This window comes from Bacillus sp. T17B1 (assembly GCF_026796395.1).
Lineage (GTDB): Bacteria > Bacillota > Bacilli > Bacillales > Bacillaceae > Bacillus > Bacillus spizizenii_A.
This window is the reverse complement of sequence record NZ_JALAYA010000031.1, coordinates 216,080-233,883: the sequence shown is the minus strand read 5'-3', so window position 1 is coordinate 233,883 and position 17,804 is coordinate 216,080. Positions and strand designations below refer to the sequence as shown.

Annotated in this window: 31 protein-coding genes and 2 pseudogenes; 5 read left to right on the top strand and 28 right to left on the bottom strand. The window is 33.3% G+C overall.

Annotated features, from left to right (window positions below; genetic code table 11):
• A pseudogene (locus MOF34_RS15965) lies at positions 1 to 192 on the top strand (ATP-dependent DNA ligase); the annotation flags it as partial.
• A gap of 65 nt (positions 193 to 257) precedes the next feature.
• Here the strand turns inward: MOF34_RS15965 and MOF34_RS15960 are convergent.
• Together MOF34_RS15960 and MOF34_RS15955 are read right to left on the bottom strand one after the other, a co-directional pair.
• Positions 258 to 671, bottom strand: a complete 414-nt coding sequence (locus MOF34_RS15960) for a hypothetical protein (protein ID WP_268400805.1) — start codon at positions 669 to 671, stop codon at positions 258 to 260.
• A 312-nt stretch (positions 672 to 983) separates the two neighbouring features.
• The gene (locus MOF34_RS15955; RefSeq protein WP_268400804.1) at positions 984 to 1,814 is read right to left on the bottom strand and encodes a hypothetical protein; all 831 of its coding nucleotides are present in this window, start codon (positions 1,812 to 1,814) and stop codon (positions 984 to 986) included.
• Between the two features lie 99 nt (positions 1,815 to 1,913).
• Here MOF34_RS15955 and MOF34_RS15950 point away from each other — a divergent pair, with 99 nt between their 5' ends.
• Positions 1,914 to 2,294 (top strand): DUF2513 domain-containing protein, encoded by a 381-nt coding sequence (locus MOF34_RS15950; protein WP_268400803.1) that lies wholly within the window; start codon positions 1,914 to 1,916, stop codon positions 2,292 to 2,294.
• A 95-nt stretch (positions 2,295 to 2,389) separates the two neighbouring features.
• On the opposite strand, the gene MOF34_RS15945 is transcribed toward MOF34_RS15950, so the two are convergent.
• From MOF34_RS15945 to MOF34_RS15935, 3 genes are read right to left on the bottom strand one after another with little or no spacing between them, the layout of a single operon-like run.
• Positions 2,390 to 2,680, bottom strand: coding sequence for a hypothetical protein (locus MOF34_RS15945; protein ID WP_268400802.1), 291 nt, complete (start codon positions 2,678 to 2,680; stop codon positions 2,390 to 2,392).
• Positions 2,681 to 2,701: 21 nt separating this feature from the next.
• Positions 2,702 to 3,217, bottom strand: a complete 516-nt coding sequence (locus MOF34_RS15940; protein WP_268400801.1) for a hypothetical protein — start codon at positions 3,215 to 3,217, stop codon at positions 2,702 to 2,704.
• A 42-nt stretch (positions 3,218 to 3,259) separates the two neighbouring features.
• Complete coding sequence (locus MOF34_RS15935; protein ID WP_268400800.1) at positions 3,260 to 3,652, bottom strand: hypothetical protein; 393 nt, start codon at positions 3,650 to 3,652, stop codon at positions 3,260 to 3,262.
• Between the two features lie 123 nt (positions 3,653 to 3,775).
• On the opposite strand from MOF34_RS15935, the gene MOF34_RS15930 reads away from it, so the two are divergent.
• The gene (locus MOF34_RS15930) at positions 3,776 to 4,150 is read left to right on the top strand and encodes a YoqO family protein (protein WP_268400799.1); all 375 of its coding nucleotides are present in this window, start codon (positions 3,776 to 3,778) and stop codon (positions 4,148 to 4,150) included.
• A gap of 12 nt (positions 4,151 to 4,162) precedes the next feature.
• On the opposite strand, the gene MOF34_RS15925 is transcribed toward MOF34_RS15930, so the two are convergent.
• The 7 genes from MOF34_RS15925 to MOF34_RS15895 form a co-directional block, all read right to left on the bottom strand.
• Positions 4,163 to 4,381: a hypothetical protein gene (locus MOF34_RS15925; protein ID WP_268400798.1), complete on the bottom strand. Its 219-nt coding sequence runs from the start codon at positions 4,379 to 4,381 to the stop codon at positions 4,163 to 4,165.
• A gap of 184 nt (positions 4,382 to 4,565) precedes the next feature.
• Complete coding sequence (locus MOF34_RS15920; RefSeq protein WP_268400818.1) at positions 4,566 to 4,748, bottom strand: hypothetical protein; 183 nt, start codon at positions 4,746 to 4,748, stop codon at positions 4,566 to 4,568.
• A gap of 19 nt (positions 4,749 to 4,767) precedes the next feature.
• Positions 4,768 to 5,442, bottom strand: a complete 675-nt coding sequence (locus tag MOF34_RS15915; RefSeq protein WP_268400797.1) for an SLOG family protein — start codon at positions 5,440 to 5,442, stop codon at positions 4,768 to 4,770.
• A 17-nt stretch (positions 5,443 to 5,459) separates the two neighbouring features.
• Positions 5,460 to 5,666, bottom strand: coding sequence for a hypothetical protein (locus MOF34_RS15910; protein ID WP_268400796.1), 207 nt, complete (start codon positions 5,664 to 5,666; stop codon positions 5,460 to 5,462).
• A gap of 33 nt (positions 5,667 to 5,699) precedes the next feature.
• On the bottom strand, positions 5,700 to 5,939 hold the full coding sequence (locus MOF34_RS15905; protein ID WP_166851868.1) for a hypothetical protein: 240 nt from the start codon (positions 5,937 to 5,939) through the stop codon (positions 5,700 to 5,702).
• A 117-nt stretch (positions 5,940 to 6,056) separates the two neighbouring features.
• Positions 6,057 to 6,296 carry a hypothetical protein gene (locus MOF34_RS15900; protein ID WP_268296411.1) on the bottom strand — a complete coding sequence of 80 codons (240 nt, stop codon included), beginning with the start codon at positions 6,294 to 6,296 and terminating at the stop codon, positions 6,057 to 6,059.
• Positions 6,297 to 6,368: 72 nt separating this feature from the next.
• Positions 6,369 to 6,668 carry a hypothetical protein gene (locus MOF34_RS15895; RefSeq protein ID WP_268326876.1) on the bottom strand — a complete coding sequence of 100 codons (300 nt, stop codon included), beginning with the start codon at positions 6,666 to 6,668 and terminating at the stop codon, positions 6,369 to 6,371.
• 167 nt (positions 6,669 to 6,835) lie between these two features.
• Between MOF34_RS15895 and MOF34_RS15890 the strand changes: the two genes are divergently transcribed.
• The gene (locus MOF34_RS15890) at positions 6,836 to 7,057 is read left to right on the top strand and encodes a helix-turn-helix domain-containing protein (protein WP_041338568.1); all 222 of its coding nucleotides are present in this window, start codon (positions 6,836 to 6,838) and stop codon (positions 7,055 to 7,057) included.
• Between the two features lie 230 nt (positions 7,058 to 7,287).
• On the opposite strand, the gene MOF34_RS15885 is transcribed toward MOF34_RS15890, so the two are convergent.
• The 15 genes and pseudogenes from MOF34_RS15885 to MOF34_RS15815 all read right to left on the bottom strand — a co-directional run bounded on the left by MOF34_RS15885 (position 7,288) and on the right by MOF34_RS15815 (position 16,852).
• The gene (locus MOF34_RS15885) at positions 7,288 to 8,259 is read right to left on the bottom strand and encodes a tyrosine-type recombinase/integrase (RefSeq protein ID WP_268296414.1); all 972 of its coding nucleotides are present in this window, start codon (positions 8,257 to 8,259) and stop codon (positions 7,288 to 7,290) included.
• An 18-nt stretch (positions 8,260 to 8,277) separates the two neighbouring features.
• A complete protein-coding gene (locus MOF34_RS15880) occupies positions 8,278 to 9,624 on the bottom strand; it encodes a DNA sulfur modification protein DndB (RefSeq protein WP_166851857.1) in 1,347 nt (448 codons plus the stop codon).
• A gap of 84 nt (positions 9,625 to 9,708) precedes the next feature.
• Positions 9,709 to 10,764, bottom strand: coding sequence for a tyrosine-type recombinase/integrase (locus MOF34_RS15875; RefSeq protein ID WP_268296417.1), 1,056 nt, complete (start codon positions 10,762 to 10,764; stop codon positions 9,709 to 9,711).
• A 214-nt stretch (positions 10,765 to 10,978) separates the two neighbouring features.
• Positions 10,979 to 11,224 (bottom strand): hypothetical protein, encoded by a 246-nt coding sequence (locus tag MOF34_RS15870; protein ID WP_166851851.1) that lies wholly within the window; start codon positions 11,222 to 11,224, stop codon positions 10,979 to 10,981.
• 16 nt (positions 11,225 to 11,240) lie between these two features.
• Positions 11,241 to 11,447, bottom strand: coding sequence for a hypothetical protein (locus MOF34_RS15865; RefSeq protein ID WP_041338583.1), 207 nt, complete (start codon positions 11,445 to 11,447; stop codon positions 11,241 to 11,243).
• A 150-nt stretch (positions 11,448 to 11,597) separates the two neighbouring features.
• The gene (locus tag MOF34_RS15860; RefSeq protein WP_162983478.1) at positions 11,598 to 11,753 is read right to left on the bottom strand and encodes a hypothetical protein; all 156 of its coding nucleotides are present in this window, start codon (positions 11,751 to 11,753) and stop codon (positions 11,598 to 11,600) included.
• 124 nt (positions 11,754 to 11,877) lie between these two features.
• A complete protein-coding gene (locus MOF34_RS15855; RefSeq protein ID WP_139236146.1) occupies positions 11,878 to 12,003 on the bottom strand; it encodes a lysogeny pheromone AimP family peptide in 126 nt (41 codons plus the stop codon).
• Positions 12,004 to 12,033: 30 nt separating this feature from the next.
• On the bottom strand, positions 12,034 to 13,188 hold the full coding sequence (locus MOF34_RS15850; RefSeq protein WP_268397227.1) for an AimR family lysis-lysogeny pheromone receptor: 1,155 nt from the start codon (positions 13,186 to 13,188) through the stop codon (positions 12,034 to 12,036).
• A 762-nt stretch (positions 13,189 to 13,950) separates the two neighbouring features.
• Entirely contained in the window at positions 13,951 to 14,346 is a 396-nt protein-coding gene (locus MOF34_RS15845; RefSeq protein WP_268400795.1) for a hypothetical protein, read from the bottom strand.
• Complete coding sequence (locus MOF34_RS15840; protein WP_268400794.1) at positions 14,343 to 15,014, bottom strand: hypothetical protein; 672 nt, start codon at positions 15,012 to 15,014, stop codon at positions 14,343 to 14,345. The genes MOF34_RS15845 and MOF34_RS15840 overlap by 4 nt, the downstream gene beginning before the upstream one ends.
• A 40-nt stretch (positions 15,015 to 15,054) precedes the next feature.
• A pseudogene (locus MOF34_RS15835) lies at positions 15,055 to 15,207 on the bottom strand (hypothetical protein); the annotation flags it as partial.
• 62 nt (positions 15,208 to 15,269) lie between these two features.
• On the bottom strand, positions 15,270 to 15,827 hold the full coding sequence (locus MOF34_RS15830; RefSeq protein WP_268400793.1) for a hypothetical protein: 558 nt from the start codon (positions 15,825 to 15,827) through the stop codon (positions 15,270 to 15,272).
• A gap of 412 nt (positions 15,828 to 16,239) precedes the next feature.
• Positions 16,240 to 16,371 (bottom strand): hypothetical protein, encoded by a 132-nt coding sequence (locus MOF34_RS15825; RefSeq protein WP_268400792.1) that lies wholly within the window; start codon positions 16,369 to 16,371, stop codon positions 16,240 to 16,242.
• A gap of 10 nt (positions 16,372 to 16,381) precedes the next feature.
• Positions 16,382 to 16,597, bottom strand: coding sequence for a hypothetical protein (locus MOF34_RS15820; protein ID WP_268400791.1), 216 nt, complete (start codon positions 16,595 to 16,597; stop codon positions 16,382 to 16,384).
• 3 nt (positions 16,598 to 16,600) lie between these two features.
• Positions 16,601 to 16,852, bottom strand: a complete 252-nt coding sequence (locus MOF34_RS15815) for a hypothetical protein (protein WP_268400789.1) — start codon at positions 16,850 to 16,852, stop codon at positions 16,601 to 16,603.
• Positions 16,853 to 16,922: 70 nt separating this feature from the next.
• Between MOF34_RS15815 and MOF34_RS15810 the strand changes: the two genes are divergently transcribed.
• Entirely contained in the window at positions 16,923 to 17,102 is a 180-nt protein-coding gene (locus tag MOF34_RS15810) for a hypothetical protein (RefSeq protein WP_268400788.1), read from the top strand.
• Positions 17,103 to 17,126: 24 nt separating this feature from the next.
• Here MOF34_RS15810 and MOF34_RS15805 read toward each other — a convergent pair whose 3' ends face one another.
• Entirely contained in the window at positions 17,127 to 17,765 is a 639-nt protein-coding gene (locus tag MOF34_RS15805; protein ID WP_268400787.1) for a hypothetical protein, read from the bottom strand.
• Positions 17,766 to 17,804 lie beyond the last annotated feature (39 nt).

The following is a 17,804-nucleotide window of genomic DNA, read 5'->3' as shown; positions in this document are numbered from 1 at the left end:
GATGGAACTGCAGCTGGGTTTATGGAATTCATGCCACATGCAGAACGAAGTAAGTTTCACTCTATGAAACAAGTAAAGTCTGAATCTGATGACTATGTATTTATTGAGCCTATCTTATGTAAAGTTAAGCACAGATTTAAGACTAAGCACGGCAAACTCCGCATCCCTTCCTTCGAATCCTGGAGAGTATAATCTCTCCGTTACATAACTTCTTAGAGCCTAACCATTTAAAGCTAATTGAAAATTTAGTACATGAATCAATTAGTTTTCATCCATTCATCGAAGCTATATGGATAATCAACAGTCTCTATAAACCCTATATCTTTTGCCTTCTGACGAATTTTCATACATCCTTCATAGCTGTATGCCCAAATTTCCTTATAATCTCTTAACTCGCCGAATCTCCCTGTTATGATGAACGTTCTAAAACTGTTGACCAGTTGCCACATGTTGCCTCCGTGCGAAAAGCCGTTTGGACTACCGTACCCCATTTCATACGGGTATACGTCAGCCCCTGTGTAATCATCAACGAAGAACAATTTATTCTTAAATCTGAAATACGCTATGCGATTCATTGGCTTACAGAAGAAAGTACGTCTATCAATATCAGCAATTAGCTTTATCAAGTCATTAATATCATTCATGCGTTTTATTTGCTCTTGATTTGGCACTTTGGTTCTCTCCTTCCATTAAAATAAATATTTTATTTTGATTTTCATATTACCTAGATCTCTGATAATATTGACTTTTCAGGAAAACTATGGTATAATAATTTTTCAAACATTGAAGGCGGTATCTCCGCAGTTGCGACACCAGAAAGGAAACTTTTCACTTTAATTGTTCCTCTTTTTGTGACATTTTTCTTGATGGGAGTTGGTGGCATGGACAATTACTTCATTAACGCTATAAGCACCTTTACAACATTAAATGATTTTCTTGAAATTTTAGCACCTTTAGGTGTCGCCTTGAATGTTTGAACTCCATTAATTCCTTCCCTTCTTTAATTCCACATTAATATTCAATATTTTTGCAATCCGTTTACCCACCTCTTCGGAAACTGTTTGTGACACCCGTTCTTTAAATCCATGCGGCATTCGACCTCCATCCCTAAAACCTTCTTCAATAAGAGACTCAATTTTTGCTCCCGCAATACTATCTAGCTTTCCTGACTCATACATCTTCTGAACTTCATTAGAAACCGCAACACTAATCATTTCTTGTATATCTTGCCTTGAGATACCTAAGTCATTATGTATGAAATTTTTCATTTCTTTGTATACACTATTTTCATTTTCAAAGGCCTTCTTTTGTTTATCTAATTGGACGAGGACGCGATATTCATCGCTAAACACCATCCCAATAGTTTCTACGCTTACGTCTCCATCAGAATGGCGTGATTTTACCGTTTCAACTCTCCCTGCATCATGGGCTCCCCCGATTACTTCGTCAGGCCTAACAACGATAACCTTCTCGCCCACTTCTGCCTTGCGATCAGTTAATTCGTAGCGCAGATTGGCAATGTGAACGATGTTGGTCGGTTCGATTACACGGTATTCATTGTGATAAATAAGTCCAATTTCGTTATACTGACTAAAAGAGTACCTACGCCCACCCACTTCTCCTTCCTTGCCCTCCCAAACTTTAGACACTGTAAAAACATCTCCATTCTCATATCTATCGTCGTAAGCTTTTCTAGCAACAATTACGATCTTCTCGCCAACCTCCGCTTTACGATCGACCTCCACGTATTCGCGCATGATGCCGTCAAGTGTTTCGTCAGCCAGTACGTGGATTTTAGCGTTAGTTTCCGTCATTTATTTCTTTTCCTCCTTATTTATACAAACGTTCGTTCTCTGTTAGTACAATCTAAATGATGAGATAATTATGTTAAATTAATGAAAGGATGAATATATTTGAAACTTAAACATGAATGCGTAAGAGATATTCTTCTTACAATAGAAGATGTTAAAGAATATAATATTTTCCTACCTATACAAAAACTATTAGGTCAAGACCAATTAAATAACTATTCAAATGATGATGTTTTCTATACATTATTTAAGTTAGAAGAAGCTGGGTTCATAAAACTACAAGCAGCATCTTTCCAAGAAGGCGATCTTCCTTTAGGAATAATTGATATGACATACAAAGGGCATGAGTTCTTAGACAACATCCGCCAGTCTGGTGTTTGGTCTGAAACAAAAAGCCTAGCATCTAAGGTTGGCGGCGCTTCGCTGACAATCCTTTCTGATGTTGCTGCTGGAGTTATTAAAGCAAAATTAGGCCTTAACTAACACACTAATCCAATATCAGATCCTTACGATTAATCGCTGTTGCTTAATTCTTTATGCAAGGGCGATCTTCTTTTTAAATAAAAACTATCTTTTATTTAGACTTCATTAGCTTGTCTAATAGTGTCTAACAACTCCTTCTTCTTGAAATATGTCTTTTCCAAACGATCCACTTCCTTTTGCAATTCAGTAGCAGCATCATACTTCAGAATCCATTCTCCTGCTCCACAGACTTCTCTTTGTTCTTTTTCAAATGTTTTTATGTGATTGCCTTCGAACCAAACTCTAACTCTTGTTCCATTTTCAAAATCATTGTCAAAAGCAGATTCTTTGTTAGTTCCCGCATAAATGCATTTATATTTACTGTTGTCGACTACGTATGTATTCATTTTGCCACTCCCTTGTAGATTCTATTGACTGTCTTTAATTGAATCCCAATCAAACGTTTCAAGTATGTTAAGCAGCCGCTCAACTTTTGGTGCTCTCCAAGCTGTCATTGCGTAAGTATGAGCTTCTGAAGTGTAGTGATGCCTATTTAATTTGATATGCGCCTTCGCTTCTGCTTTGGTCAAAAACATTGTATCCGGCCGTATAATATGAACCTTTCTTTCTGGAATTAATTCTGCTTCTTCATCAATGTATTTTTGAATCCACTCAATAGGATCGTCAAAGTCGTCCTTTTTCAACTCTGTTAAGGCTTCCTTAGACAGCTCACTATCTTCTTTTAAATCTTCTAAATAATCATCTAAAACATATGCTTCTGCAATATATGGCAGGTATACAGAATACCGTTCTGCATTTTCCGCTCGAGCTTCGACCCATTCATAATCACCAACTGTCCATAAACGTGGTGCAGCTTGACCGTCGCTGTCTTGATTTTTCAACTCTTGCTGAAGTTCTTTTAAAAATTGAATATCTTGATTCATTGCTTCCTCCTATCTATTTAAAAACCAGATTTTATCTAAACTCTAATGACTCATTTCTTTCATGTGCCAGTCTACATCCTTAATAAACTGCTTTGTACCCGCTACCCATCCGCCATCACGCAATATATGACCATATGATGGTTCTGATTTAGCTAATTCCTCTACTTGTGGCAAAATGGCTTCCAATTCATCAGCAACAACTTTACACATTCCAGGTGTAATTACACCATCACAATCTGAATGACCGAAAAACTCTGTTAGTCCCTTATGGGTTATTGTTAAATAGCCTTTACCAAAGTACCAATAGCCATCCTTAAATTTTTGGTTATCATGAGGTGGCCAACTACCTCCAATTGATTTTAATAAAAATTTTCTAAGTTTATTAAATGATGAGTATGCCCCATCGAAAGCTCTGTGTGTTACATATAAGCCCATGTATCAAGGCCTCCTATTCTGTTTAAAATCACGATTTTAAGTTAACTTTAAAGTACATCGTCTTGAGAAATTCCCCTTTAATTGGTAAGCTGGCACCTAGGATCATACAAAGCAGGTGATATCTTGAATAAAATAATCGGAATAATTGGATTAATTGTTTCCTTAATTGTGCAAGGGTTTTCAGCAAGTGGTTCGTTGACTCATGAGATTGCTATAGCTTGTCTATTTGTATTCTTAATAATTTATAATTTTGAACATGCTAAGGATTTCTCTAAAAAATCTCTAATTGTCTTAGGAGCAATCTTTATAGCTCTAATGCTAGGTATTTATCAACTCATTTCCTTTACCGGTGATTATTTTGATAAGCTAAACTTAAATATTGGACTTATCATCTTACTTGAGATCGCTTTAATCATTGTTTTGGTATCTATTGCAGTAAATTTAATGAAGCTTATTGCGAATCGGTTAAGGAAAACACCTCATGGTAAAGAGTTTTAACTCTTTGCCTTTTTATGCTAAGTACCTCTTTCTATGTGGTCTCTTATGTATGAAATCGAATGCTAAATCAACTTTCTCCGGTTCCCTTTCCTCTGTTACTCGCTGCGTAACAACAATTAGTTGACCATTTTCTTGGCGTTCAATACTCTGAACTGAATATCCTTTAGCAGCGTAATATTCTCCGATAATCTCATCCACGTGCTTGCTAAGCAGATTCCTCTTTACCACCAACATGACCTCCACTTATTTATTTTTATTCTTTATCCGTTTATATGTATTCCATCTACAGCTGTCAAATATGCTTATGTCCGCTCCAAGGTGCCATTTAAACCAAACTAAGTTAAACCAGGCGATTTCAATTACGTATTTGATGTAGCCTATTCTTTTGTCCTCCGTTCTTAATAAAATAATCCTTTTATTTTAATTCCCTCTTGAACCGATAAAACTGTTTTATTTGATTGAGATCAATTCCAACCCAGCGATTGTCTACTATCCACCCTTTTGGTTCTAATTCACTTACGAAATGCTTCTTCGCTTCAATATCATCAGAATATATGTACAATCTTTCTTCATATGTTATTTCTTCAATTAGTTTCAGAAAAGTTCACCTCTCATTATCATCCAACTATATAAGTTATATCTAATTCAAAATTAAAATTGGGATGAAGTCTCCATAATTGATGTCCTAAGTAAGTTCTCTTGGCGTAATTTAAGCAGTTCCTTGTGCCACTTTTAGTCCCATCATAAACGGCTACTATTGATTCACTGTGATCAATCATGTATTCATTTCGCTTTTGCATCTTAGCCGGCGAAAACTCTCCTGGTTTATCTCCACTAACTTTATATTTATCTAATTCTTCAACATTAATAATCTCATCTGCTACATCAAGCATACGTTTATACCACATTTTTTGATCTGCAGACCATACTTTATCTTGTTCCTTGAAAGGTGTAGCAATTATGTTTTTGATATGAGGGTATTTCTTTTTGAGAATATGTACACACCAGCAAGCAGCCTGATCAGTTCCTAACGCTCCTCCAGTTATAAACCTGGACTTTTCTTCTTTTATGATTAACTCCTCAATGACTTCAAGCAACTTATCTTTGAGTTTGAGCATTGTTGGATTTTTCATATCGTAACCACCCAATTTGTTTGGCCTATGACCAGTGAAGCAAACTGTCTTCTTTCTCAGTGTTTCTCGTTCATCTAAAAGCCGCTCACGTTCTTTTCTCTCATCAGCCCACTGCTTTTTCCATTCAGGATCATTTAGCTTTGCAAAATCAATTGCCATGATTCATTTTCACTCTCCTATAAACAAATCTTTTTAAGCTGGTCATCTAACTTTCTAAACAACTGCTGAACTTTATCAAACTTTTCATCTTCAAAAATTTGTTTAGGTGTCGGAAGACAGCCATAATTTTGAGCCATTTCAGCTTCATCACTGTGTGAGAAGGGACAACTCATACATCCCCCACTTCCACAATAAAAACGTTCAATCATATTTATTTCTTTCAACATATATCCCCCTTATCTGAATCTCGATAAAACTTACATTTTATTTTGATTCTTAATTGTTTTATTCTTTTTCTCTTCATATGTAAAAACAATATCCTTTAAAATAAACTGTATTTCTTCGAGGTTGTCCTTAACAAAGTCCAAATCACCAATAGTCTTCCTTATTTCATCCTTATTCAAGTTATGTAAAGCTCTGTTGCATGAAGCAAAAACCTTTAAAAACTTTTTCATGACCATGTTTTTTATTTCTTTATTCTGCGGATCATTAATCAAATAAAAGCGACATCTCCTTTCTTTAGTATCTTTATGCTTTGAATTATACAGTTCATGGGATCATATGTAAATAGTAATTTTATTTTTATTCTTTATTTGTTTAAAAATAAGCTTTACTTACATAGTAAAGCCACTGTTTAATACTGTTTTAGCATCGTCCAATTTCCACAGAGTTTCATTAATTTTATCTCTAAGATCCAATAGAGCAGCCCTGTCAACCCTCAACGTTAACTTATTGCCTTTATTCTGAAAGTCAATTTCTATGTAATATTCTCCACTTGATATGTTATCAGATCCAACGTTAAAGATAATTAATGCTAAGTTATCTCTCATGTCAATTTCAATGTCCAGTTTCATTTTTAAACTCCAGTCTGACTATAAAGCCATCAATTTTTTATCTCTCATGATGACTGACAAGATGTGTGAATTTCACTTTGCTGTAAACAATTCTGAGTTCTTGTATTCTTCGAGTGCTTCATCAAACATTTCATCGATCTCTTCAACATAAGAAGCGCTTATTTCGGCATCTTCAGTTGAATTTATATCAACATCAAATAAATGATTGTAATTTGATTGCCCTCTCTCTAAAAATCCAATTTTCCCGCCTTTATTTCTCAGTTTTTTTGTTAATACAGCAATAACTAATTTCATAGCTTGTTCTTCATTCTCTGCTTTGATTCGTCCATGATAAGAAATACTAAAATCCCCTTGTACAATGAACTCCTTCATTAATTTCCCTCTCTCTGGTAGTAATTGACCAAACATACGTTCTCTTTTGATTAAATTAATTATACCCTTTTGCCTATTAGTCTGCAATTCTTTTTTGATCATTTAAAAATCAGGTAAGAATTGATATAGTAAGATAAGGAGCATACATAAAATCAGGAGGTTGTCCGATGCTAGAAGTGGAATTCGGACAATGTTTGATTCCAGATCTCCTTCAAAAAAGAGGGCTTTCATTGGGTCAGCTTTCGCGTATCACCGGTATCAGTACCCAAAGGTTAAGTGATTACGCTAATGGCGTTAGACCTTCTATGAACATTCGAACAGCCAAACTTATAGCTGTAGCGCTAAATTGTACCCTCGAAGACCTCTATGAATGGAAAATCAAACATTGAAAATCGCTAGGAATTTCGCCCTAGCGAACCTCCCTGTACCCTTTTTAGGGTATAGTCTGATTTTACCACAAATTACCCCTGTTGTCTTTGTCTACTTTTGTCGAATTCTGAAAATACGAACAAAATCCTACCATCTAATATTTAAATGTCACGATTTAGCTCATATTTATGTTAGTTATTTTATTTTTACTCTTTTTGTTATGTAAGATTAATCCCTATCAAGGGATTAATTAATCAGCAATCTTTTCTGATTGAATGCAATACTTTTCTATGTTCTCCATGTTGACAACTTTTCTTAATGATTGTGAAGCGAACTTTGCATTCTCATTCAAAAATCCATATTGAGCAGTTATATTTTTATAATCTGGTACAGTTAGTTCTTTCTTTTCCTTATATATCTTATATGCCATATTCAACTTTCCCGAATTAGCTAAGTTCTTCGGAGTAAAATAAGGCTCTTCCAGTATCTTCTGAAACGTTTTAAAAGACCTGTGTACCAAGAACTTATCCGCTTGCATACTTTGATCTGGACTTTTATATTTCAATCTAAAAATGTGTTCATTTCGTACTAAATTAGCAAACCTCAGTTTACCTGATGCTGATCCATTATTTAAATGGTAAGTGTTTTGCTCATATGCTAACCTAAGCAGCTCATGACATTTTTCGCTGACTTCAATTATTCGTTCGCCATGTTTATCATCTTGAAGTCTTACCTTATTGTCATTAAGTAAATCATTTATTGTTAAGTTAATTAACTCAGAATGCTGATATCCGTCTATGCCCTCATATACAGCTTGAACCATTGCTTTATCCTGGTTATTGAATAAATAGCTAACGTATTCCTCTACTTCCTTATTCGTAAACAATGTCTTTTTGTTCTTATCTATAAACTGTTTTAAATCCTCGTCCTTTATTTCGTATACTTTATTGATGTTACTATTTGCTAGGCCATGTTCCATTGCCCATGTAGTGTATTGACCAATAACAGCACGTGCACCCCTTAATGATTCAAGTGACTTGCTATCTAAGTCAAAAAATAAAGTGCGTAGTTCCTCTAGAGAAAAATTAAATATGTCTTTTTCCAAAATCCTTTCTGTAAAAGAAAAATCTCTGAGTTTTAATCGGTAAAGCTCTTTTGTTGCTTCACTTTCATATCTTTCTAAGAACTTTTCTTTAATTTCAGCATTGTATAGTTCACTCATATCTATTTCTCCTTTAGCCTAACGAACATCAATTTCATCATAGAAAACTTTTTTCAGTTTTTTCTTCATTGCAGCATTTAATTGTTCTTCATAATTTCTGCTGCTTAACTCCTTGAATGTCTTACCTTTATCAAAATCAACCTGCTGTAGTATCGTTGCTAGTTTAGCTAGTGGTGTGCCATTCTCTTGCATTTTTTTGGCCAAATAAATGTATCCATAAAATACAGCATTATAGTTAATGTACGATCTGTTTCTTGACTCGCTAAGATCATCTTCAAGGAAATCATCTGGAAAAGCATAAAAAAGCTCAGCAAAGAAGTCCCTTAAATACTTGGACAATTGAATAGCGTCTCTCCGTGAATTGATTTCAAAAGCATCGTCAATTGCTTCAGAAAGTGTATAATAAGTAACCAAGAATGGACTACTCATCCCAATTTCACTTTGTACACTAATTTTATCTTTGAGTTCACTATTATATTTAAGTTGCTCAACAATAGTGGAAGAATAGCGTTTTTGACCAAGTTCTTCAATCCTTGATTTCTCAACAGGATTTATAGTATTCATTTGGGCAAAATGACGTTTTGCTTTTTCTTCAGTATAATTTAAGATATTTAAAATAAAGGTTTGATCTAATTCAGGAGCTTCAGTAATAGCTTTAACAACTCCAGATATTCTATGGTAACCATCTAGAACATCAACTAATGTACCCTTAGTAACAGTTAAGCTTAGGTCGCTTGGATTGTACTCAATTTCTTCATCCTCATCTGATGTGCCAAACCGTGCATTAAATGTAAACATAGACACGATTAAGTCGCCCTTTTTAAAAAGTTCTTTAATCTCTTCAACTGATTTAGGATTAGTCTTTGGCACAGGTATTAAACTTCCCTTAATGAATCTGCCTTCCCGTTGAGTATTATAGTTGTATTGTAGTATTGAGCTATTATATAGCTCACTTAATTCTTTCGCAGTAATTGAAGTCACATAGTTATCTTCATTTATTTTTATTACGTTTTTAAATGTATAAGGAAGTGTTAGAACCTCTTCACCGGCAAAAATTCTTCCGCCCTCTAACTCCTTAGCCAGCCTTGGTGGAAAATAACTCAAAGGGTCTAAAGCAGCTACACCAGTAAGTTTGTGTAGTTCTTTAGAGAAAATATAAACTTCCTTTTCATTTAAGCGTTGAATATTATTATCATTGTTATTCAAAATTTCTTGTACATAACCAGGCAGCGTTTTATACTGCGCTCCCATGATTGCTTTTAATTCCCTTACTTTTCTGGAATCATGTTTAATATCAGATGCAACTTCTTCTATTTTATTTTTAAGCTTTAAAAGCTTATCTGTTGTCAACAGATCCTGAACCACAGTATCACCTCACACATAATCATATTAAATTTATCATTACATTAACATACAAGTAAAGCATTTATATGATTATTTATATCACTTTTATTTTAATTCTAAAAATTTTTTGAGCTTTTTACGAGTGGAAACGTCACAATCTAAAAAGAACTGCCTAAACTGGTCTAATGTAACAGAATCCAGGAAATCAATATCTATATCTTGATCAATTAAAACACCAGGATCTTGAGAATAATCTCTTTCCTTATTTAGATAATGGTCATTTAGCACATTGATGTTTTTATGTCCTGAAAATGCTGCCACCTTTTTAATGTCTCCGCTTACATTGTAAGAAAAATTAGTGGCTGTATTTCGTAAACTGTGTGGCCTAAGATTTCTTTCCTGTGGAATATTTAGCACTTTACAAACTCTGTGCCACATATCATTAATTGAGTCTACAGTTAATTTATGAAAGATCAGCTCATGGTCACCATACTCATTCTTAAGTGTTAACAACTCCTCATAAAAGGAGCTAGAAATACCTACTGGTCTCGCTTTCTTCTGTTTTGTCTTCTTGAAATTGACCAAGTAACAATCGTGCTTTGATGAATATGTTATGTCTTCCCATTTTACTCGTAAGACTTCTGACTTTCTTGCGCCTGTGCGTACACTGAATAAAATAAAGAGCTTTTTCATTAACCTATTTTGTCTCTCATGGATAAATGCAGCTTCCGCAAACTCTTCAGCTTCAGGAATCCCCTCAAATGAACCAGCTGGATTCTTCTCTGTCGGCAATGGTCTAAAATTAAAAACGCTTGAGTCACAGTCGTGTTCTGACTCCAAGAATTTAATTAAACTTTTCAGTGCTGCAATTTTATTATTAATCGTTGCATTTGTATTGTTTTTATTTTTAGCCAAATAAGTCCTATAATCCAGTAAATCATTCTTTTTAATTATTACATCTTCTTCAGTTAAATATTCAATACCCTTACCAACTTGATAATTAAAGAATTCTCTAATATGTCTTTCATAGGTGGTTCTAGTATTAGACTTTTCAATGTACAGTGATTTGTCGTCCCTATTTCTCAAATCTAATTCATCAAACCATCTATTTATGTCATTAAAAATGGAGTAATCCCTTACAGATGGTGTTTGTTTTTTCATTTCCAAGGTTTCCACCTCATTTAATTTTATCCATTAAATAATTATCTAAATCATACCACAAATTTAACCAGTCAGTGTCTTGATTAGAGCTTCTTAGCAGCATAATATTTGCATTGCAGATTTCTATTTGCTTCATTAAGTCATAAACGTCTAGCAACTTAATCAAAATAGATATATTCAATAAAGCACCTACTTTAAGTATAAAATTAGTTTCTCAATGAACAGCTGAATATTGTTTTGTCGCCTGAATTTTGTCGCTTACATTTATAACAGGTTTGCCAGTCAGTTCCTCAAAAAATTCATTTTCAAACCCTATCCATTCATCATTATGAATTTCTTCCTGCAAGTAATTAAGATATGCTTCTGATATTCCTGGTTGCTCTAAGAATTTCAAAACAATCATATGCTTTTTCCAGACTTTCTTTTTATTTTCCTCGGTATAATATTTATTGTTAGTCATTTTATTTTTATTCTCCTTATATGCATTTAATTGTGTTATTTTGATCCTTAATAAGCATATGCTCTTTATGATTTCTTCTCATTGTAGTAACATTATTAGGTGTAAACACATCTGGATCTTCCATATGAAGATTAACACGAGTAAAGCTCTTAAGTTGTTTTATGTATTGATACTGTCTTAATGAAGTAACCTTATACTCTTCGTTTTTATTTGATTCTTCCATCGTCCCATCTCCCAACAACGTTATCTTATGTATCTTCATTATATCCGTTACCAACAGTTTATGCAATAATTAATTTTATTTTTATTCTAGACAAATAAACACATGTGCTCGATGTGTTTAAAATGTCTATTTTATTTAGTTTCATTCTGTTTAGGAAGCCAAGGTTTTATGTCGTGATCTAGCCATTTCCGCTTCATTCTCAAGGTGATTATCCTCTTGTGCTATTGTTGAATTGATTGCAGCCATTTCTTCATAGCCTTTTGCCATTTCTTCATAAGAAAATGTTTGTAATAATTGTTTTTTCATTCTAATTCCCCCATGTTCTCATTTTTCAGTTTTAGAATTCCTGGAACTTTCCCTTAAAATTAGAAAAGACGCCTGATCCAATGGATCAAACGTCTAAGACAGTATTATGTATTATATTTGTTTTTTACGCCCCACGACTAGCAGAGGCTACTGTAACATCTCCACTTGCAGTTTCAACAGATTGTTGACCACTTACGAAACCAACAGCTAATGCAAGTAAAATAACAAGACCGAAGTAAATTTTCTTCATTTTCTCACCTCCTTTCAAGGATGTCAACATTTAGAGTGAAATTAAATTCAATATTTCATCTGTATATCCACGTTTTTTAAGTTCAATAAGAGGCAAATTTAAACAAAGTTTATCGCCGGATTTTTTGAACTTCTTTATGCTTTCATGAAAGAAGGAGACATCATCATACAGTAGACCTTTAACATGATTTAGAAATCCTAAGTCATCATCCAAAACATTCAATTTCTCGATTTTTTCTATAATTGATGCTGCTTTCTCTAGTTCCTTCATGTTGACTAAATAATAGGCAACCTCAATCATATCCGGTATCTCGTTTGACTGAAAATCAATCCATTTATTATCTTTTGCCCAAACATTATTAAGAAAGCAAAGAGCTAGCTCTAATTTGTAGACGTGATGAGGATTTTCTTTTGCGTATTCCATCCCCTTTTCATAACATAATTTAGCTTCTTCATAATCTTCAAATATAAATGTGTTTCCATATGTCAAATAACCAAATACAATTAATCTATTGTTATTTGTACTTTCAATAACTTTTTGGCAATGAATCCTGGTCTCTTCTAATTCGTAGTCATTCAAGGATATATTGGCTTTTAAAAGTTCAATTCGGCCATAATAACATTCTTTAATAAATCCATCAGGTAACTCTTCTATATCTAAAAATTGCGAAGTGCTTTTCATTAAACCGAATTCACCAATTTTCAGATATTCGTACATAATTAGTATGTTTGAAAATAAAAACATTTCAGGGGTTTTTATTCTGAATTTACCTGTTTCTCTTATAGCATCATTTAACGTAATTTCACTTTTATTTAATCTTCTATGTATAGAGTAAATCTGACCCCATTCACGGCTTATTGAATTAGATGATTCGTAAAGATTATTAATAAGCTGGTCAGTAAGCTCATCCCATTGATTTAAATCCGAATATTCAACTGAGTGTCTTGCACATTTTTTGTTAGGATCTAATTCTAAGAAGTACTCACTTAATAGCTGTTTTTCATTATCAGGAAACAAGCTTTTTACGATGTTTATTATACCTTCGATGTTATCCATTTCTTTTTCTGGGGTGTTCACAAACTTATAGAAACCATTTACTTTTTCATAACCGGCCAATTTAGCAAGTCGAGCTGCAAGCTGATTATCTTTTTCGCATTCGTTTTTAATCATCTTCTTTAATTTCAACTTGTCTCCCCCCTTTATTCACTTATCACTTCCCTTGTTTATAATATACCTCATAGTTGTCAGAATTTCAAGTATATATTTTATTTTTATTCTTTATTTGTTGTTAAATCAATGAAATTCCTATTTTAACTAGACAAGGGCTTCAGCTTGTAAAGTGCCCTTGTCTCAGGTTTTCTAACTGTACTCATAATAGACATCTTTTTGCTTCAGTCTTTCAATCACTAAGTCTTTGAAAGGGATATCTCCCAAAATAGCAAATCTAATATGATCAATTTTTGTTCTGGTACTTTTCTGTTGGAACATTATTCTGTCAATGTTTTGTTCAATTATAGACCTTTGAAGTTTCTTTCTGTACCGCTTATATTCCTCAATTGAACAATCGTTCACTTTAATAAAATGGATTATCAGTCTATCCAACTGCTCTGCTGATAAAACTAATTGCGACCTTTTAAAATGCTGGAGTGCATGACAGTTTGCACAAATTAAATCCAGGCCAATTAACTTTACAACACCATTATCAAAATCGTATTCTTCTATTTCATGCACATGTAATTCTTTATAATTTCTTCATTTGGATGGTGTTTGCATATAACACATGAATAGTTATTTTCTATAAGAATCTGCGTTCTTATCTTCTTTAGCCACAGAGATTGAGTTAAATTGCTTCTTACTGTCTTTCCATGAAACATAGTTGGTTTAGCATCAATTTTCAACTTAAAATGAGAGAACTCATTCATTCGAGACCCTTCCTTTTAAAACAATTTACTTTAATAGTTTAACCTCATTAAAGTGAAACTCTGCAAATGACATTTCATTCATTTTGAAATTATGATTCATATTATAAAAATGCAAATCATTAATGAAGTACTTTCTGTTTCCGTTATAGCCTATTATTGAATAGTATTCTGGGGCATCCGGATCAAAATCTAACATATGAAAAAGATTGTTAAGATTAAATATCATGTACCCTTTACTGACATTAGGCAGAGGAATCAAATCTTCATTATAATTACTCCCAATCTTATTGACTTTAGCAAATCTTGTCTGTTCAAAAAAACCTGCCTCTTCAATGGATGAGTGCATTAGGTTATTGAAAAAAGTGCAATCATGAAGAATTATTGGCTTATTAACCTTGTTTTTTAAAATTTCTTTAATCATTTTTTATTCCTCATCGCATTAAGAATCAGAGCTTGTTTTAATTCTTCAATTTCTTTAACTAAATCATTCATATCTTTTTTTCCTAAATATAACAAACCCAATCGTTCTTCAAAATCAATGTCAAAGTCTCTGGTTATTTTTCTCGCCCCCTTTGATTCCTTAGGAGCAGTAAAATATGTGATATATGCTTTAACCAATTTGGGGTTATCAGATTCTAAATAATTAACAACGGAATTATAAAAAAAGGATATTTCTTCACCCTTTTCTAAAATTGGTAGCCTATTAAAAATGTTTAATTTGTTTATAGTTGTTCCCTTATACTCTATATCAGGTATAATTTTTATATTTATATCATATGCTGGACTATTGCCAGTGTTTTTAATAACCCAATAATAAAAATTAATATTTTTATGATGTGGAATTAATCTAACTGAAACTGCGGGTTCTTCCTGAGCTAACCTCTGTAATCTTGATTCATTATATCCAAGGTATGTTACCAACAGCAGTAAAAGCCCCCCAATTGCAGCAATGCTAGTGGAGATCGCACTTATTCCCGAGTACTGTGGAGATGAAAGTCCTAATCCAAGACTACTAATAAAATAAAATAGAAAACCCAATAATATTAAAAATGTAATAAAAATAACTATAAATGTTCTTTTCTGTTTCATCTATCTTTGCACCTCTAACTACAGCATATATTTTCATATTAAATACTGAATTAAAGAAAAACATCAAAATTATGATGGCTAGTACAACAGCAATCTCAAAAGTATGTGAACTTCCATCTTCATTTTCCCGTTCTTTCTTCTCACTCATCTGTTCCCTATATTTTCTTTGTATTCCATCCCTTTTCTTATCCAACTTACTCGACCTCTTCCAAGGTAAAGCCAAGTAACTGTAGTTTTGATGACTAATTCAATTAATTATTTTATGGCGCCGTTATTTTTTAAATTACTCATTAGCTCGGGATTATCATTTTCAACGTTATAAAAGAACACTTCATCAACGTTATTTTCAATATCCCAATTTTGTATGCTCCATTCATTTGTAGTAATCAAAATAATTTTTCTTGAATAAGTTTTTTTAATTTCATTCAACAAATTTTTATATCTCTTCGAATCATCCAAAGCTCTTTGAACAGGATAATATAATGTGAAGGTGGTTTCATTTCCGCTTGGGTTTGATTTTGTGCGTCCTTCATAACTATTGATTTTGACAGTCATTCTGCCCATCCTATAAGCAGTTGTCGATTTTATAGGACTGGGTAATATCTCCTCTCCAAAAGCATTATTGATCGATCCTGCCACACTGTTCATTTTATTGCTAGTTCTTATAATTCCTTTATTAAAAACTTCATTTAAACAAGAAAGGGCTACCTTTACCTTAGCATCATTATCATACCCTCTTAAAAGAAGTACTTTTTGCGTATCATCTTCTAAAAATTTCATCACATTATCAATTGCCATATCTCTATCATTCAAAATAATTCCTCCATATAAAATGATTATTTTATTACTATTATACTACAATTTTCCATGGTCACACTAAACAAAAAGCAGTCTATTAAGATCTGCTTTTTGTTGTTTTCTTCTTTTAACTTTTTGTTTAGTTTGAACCCAATTAAGATATTGACAATAGCTGCTGGAAGGTACAAAACTCCTGCACCTATTATTCCTAATGCAGTACTTGAGCTCACAATAAATGTCTGCAATTCTGGTGTTTCTTGACTTAAAGCAAAGTAATACTAGGAGGCCAGCTAAAACCCCCATAAGACGTGCAATACCTGGAATAAAGAAATCTGTTAGGACTCCAAATAATTGCCCTATAATTGATAGCATAATCCCTAAAAAACTGGACAATAAAACTAGTTTTTTAATGTCATTTCACCCCTTTTCAAAGCAACTTCCATTCAACATATTCAAACCGTTTCTGATACAAGTCTTCAAGAAGAGCAGCCCATTCAATCCAACCTTCTGCAACAATGCTTTTCTTTTTCCCATCCTCAATCCACTCTATCCAATACACCTGAACACTCCTAACGCTTTACGACTTGAATTTCCCTTACCTCACATTGCACATTACACTTCGTTTTGAGCTCACTTGCTACCTCAATGACTTCTAACATATTATGCAACTTAGAAGCTCCGTGTAGGTCGCTAGATGTCAAATAACCGTCCTCATCTAACTTAAATGATTTGAAGTATTCCTTGTTATCAAACTGCAGTACATAAAAATAATCAATCAAAGGCATAAATCAACCTCTTTTAAATAATTTTGTAATCCTCATTGCTAATGACAGCAAACCAATTAACATGAAAAAAGCAATTACATTAAGCTTATTTTTGAAGAACAGATTGGCAAAATCTCTTTCAATTCCAACTGACGTTTCTTGATTCATGATCTCTTTAAACTCTTCATCATAGTCCTGGTCAACAAAAATAAACTTAATTCCTGTTAATAATCCAACTCCAAGCCAGATAATCAAACAATAAGCTAATCCAATCATTGTTTCCCTCCCTATATCGAACGAAATTTGCTATTCTTGAATATGTTGAATAAATTATGTAGGTGATCTTATGGAAGAGAAGTTTGAAACAAATGGGTATGATACTTCAATCGTTTATGATTACAAAGAGTATCCTGATATAAAATACGGACGCTGCGACAATTGCGATTACACTTTGTTCAAAAGCTCTGTGAAGAGTGGAATATTCTTACGTGAATGCCGGCGATGTGGAATGAAGAAGAGCATATAACTGCTCTTCTCTATCTACTTATTCTTAATCTAAAGGAGTGAATCTAACTGAAGTTGAAATCTCAATTTTCGCCCCATCTTCACACTCAAAAATGTATTGACTTTCTCCGCCGTTGCCTAATAACGTATTAACTTCTAACTCTCCATATGAACTATAAACAAAGAAGTTTCCAAATTCACCAGTAGATTCAGCTTTGTATCTTCCGGCTGGTAGGTCTTCTCCAACAGTGAATTTCCCAGCGCTTAAGACTTTAGGAGACCCTTTAGCTTCCTTAACTTTCCCTTGAACGGACGAAAGCTCGCTATTATTATCTTCGATATCACTTTTAATTTGTTTTAATTCATCTTTCTTATCAGCTATATCTTTTTGTATTTGCTCTTGTTCATTTTTAGCTGTGTCTCTTTTGGCAATTGTCTCTTTAGCTTCTTCATATTCTTTTGATTTTTCATCCAGTTTAGATGAAGCATCAGCTACTTTTTCATCTAATTGATCCAACTCTTTTTTCTTTTCTGAAATTTCCTTAACCATGTCATCATATTTTACCTTTTCAGTCCCTAACTCAGTTGAAGCATTTGAAGAGCCAGCTGCATACGATACTGAAATAACCAATATGGTAACAACCGCTCCGATGATGACTGTTTTTTTACTTAACTTCTCTGACATTTGACATCCCCCTTAAGATGTATGATCAAGCTATAAGAT